Origin of the sequence: Rhizobium sp. P28RR-XV (genome assembly GCF_012641385.1) — a bacterium.
Lineage (GTDB): Bacteria > Pseudomonadota > Alphaproteobacteria > Rhizobiales > Rhizobiaceae > Rhizobium.
The window spans coordinates 1-2,222 of the sequence record NZ_JABAIG010000043.1 but is presented as its reverse complement, the minus strand read 5'-3'; the positions used below and the strand labels follow the sequence as shown (position 1 = coordinate 2,222).

The following is a 2,222-nucleotide window of genomic DNA, read 5'->3' as shown; positions in this document are numbered from 1 at the left end:
GGTAGAATAGGCGACTAGCGCCGTGCTGCCTCACGGCAGTCGGTTTCTAGTCGCCTTTCACCGAACCGGACGTGCATCTTTCGTTATGCATCCAGCTCTCCAGAAGACGTGGCAAAGTCAGGCAAGTCCATCCAACTGTAGCGGAACCGGCAGACGTGGGTCCACGCGAGCAGATGTTGCTCGGCTTTTCCATCTCGCCAGAGGTGCCGTGTCGGGCGACGCAGACTGCGAAGATGATGATCCCGCAGAATATCGCGCCCATGCGCCTTTGGGCGTTTCCGCCGCAGCCAAAGCCAGAGCCTTTTGCCGACATACCAATCGAGATCGGTAAATACGCGCGAGGCTCGGGCGCAGTAGCGGTAGTAATTCGCCCATCCGCGCAGGATGGGATTGATTTCCTGGAGCGTTTCGCCAAGACTGCGCGCTGTTCTTCGTGTGGTGCACAGTTTGACTTTTCGACGTAGATCGGCGGCCTTGGCTTTGGGTATTTCGACGCGGGGGCCGTAGCCGTAGCGTTTGTCCCATCGCATCGTGACGTGGAAGCCGAGGAATTCGAGCCCCTCCGTCACAGCCGTAACCCTTGTCTTTTCCGGCGACAGTTCGAGGCCCGTGCTCCGGCGGAGGTGTTCGGCCAGTGCAGATTTCTCCGCCTTGGCGTCTTCCTCCGTACCCGACACCATCACCACGAAGTCGTCGGCGTAGCGTACCGGATAGCAGACGCAGAGCCCAGCTCCGCCATCTCGCTGCCGCGCACCCCGCGCCGCTGCCACTCCATCACCTTTCCGGTGTGCTCGGATCTTGCTGCGGTGCTCGACCCACCGTTCGTAGCGTTCCTCAATCGCGCTGAGCGCGATATTGGCCAGCAGGGGTGAGATGATCCCGCCTTGAGGAGTGCCGGCTTCGGTGCGGATGAACTGGTCTTCCGCCATAACGCCGACTTTCAGGAACTGTCCGATCAGCCTGACCACCCGACGGTCGGACACGCGTAAGCGAACCCGGTTCATCAGGAGATGATGGTTGATGTTATCGAAGCAGCCCTTGATGTCCCCCTCAATGATCCATGGGTATGGCAGCCGGGTCCGGTGACCATCCGCGTCGCGCTTGCGCGGCTGGATCGTCGCCCGGATATTCTCCAAGGCGCCGTGCGTGCTTCGTCCGGGTCGGAACCCATAGGAAACGCGCCAGAATTGCGCCTCGAAGATTGGCTCCAGAAGTATCTTGATGGCGCCTTGCACGACGCGATCCTTGACCGTGGGAATGCCCAGGGGCCGGAATTGCCCCGGTTTACCGGGTTTCGGGATGAGCTTGCGTCTCGCCGGGCTGGGCCGGTATGCGCCGGAGCGCAATTCGGCTTGCAACTCTTTGAGAAAGCGATCTTCGCCCCTTTTCCGGATGCGACCCACGGTCATCCCGTCGATGCCAGCTGTTCGTCCACCTTTGTTCGAGGCGACGCGTCGCCAGGCGTGGCGGAGCATGCGCGGGTCGGTTAGCCAACCCCACATGTCGCGCCATCCTTCGTTGGGATGTGCCTTACTCCACTGATAGAGTTTGCGCTGAATGCCGAGTATCCAGGCGAGTTCCGCCCGGCGATCCATGTCCACAGATCATTCCTCCGTCGTGCAAGTCTAGCGTCTTCCTGCTTCCCTTCGCCCTGTGCGCGGCTTTCCCGCACTCCGACTACTACGGAAGCTCCGCCCTCGGGGTCGTCCTTCTCCGGCCGTCGCGGCTAGCCCAGTTCCTGCTGGGCGGGCGATCCGAGTTCCCGTGTTCCGGTTCCTAACCTTGGTGTCGGTAGGTGATGAGCTCTACCCCTGACAATTCGGGAGGAAAGGCAATGGAGAGTGCCCCTTCCTCGGGTGCGCCCTCGGCGCATCCAGCAGCGAAGAAATATGAGCCCCGCCGCTTCAGATTGCTTGGCCCTCTCGCCATCACGATCTAAGGGCGTGTTTCGGTAAATACAGAGGCTTCCAGCACTCACTTCGTTGCCTCACCATAGACACTGTGGTAGCCCGGCCTACGGCTGATGGGCCGTATCCGGTTCATTTAAGATCGATCTGCTGATGACACTCCGCCGGCGACGCCCGGCCAAGCTTTTCGATCCCCTTCCGTCTACTACTCTCTGTAGAGGGGTGACATTCCAGTCACCGGTCAAGAACCAGTTAGTTTGGGAGGTTGCCTTTATTGCATGATAACCTCCCACGCCTTCACGGCGCACCATAGGA

1 protein-coding gene is annotated in these 2,222 nt (G+C 60.4%); it reads right to left on the bottom strand.

The window, feature by feature from the left end; genetic code table 11:
* Positions 1-83: 83 nt before the first annotated feature.
* Positions 84-1,595: a group II intron reverse transcriptase/maturase gene (gene ltrA, locus HGP12_RS33725; RefSeq protein WP_205926812.1), complete on the bottom strand. Its 1,512-nt coding sequence runs from the start codon at positions 1,593-1,595 to the stop codon at positions 84-86.
* Between the last annotated feature and the right edge of the window lie 627 nt (positions 1,596-2,222).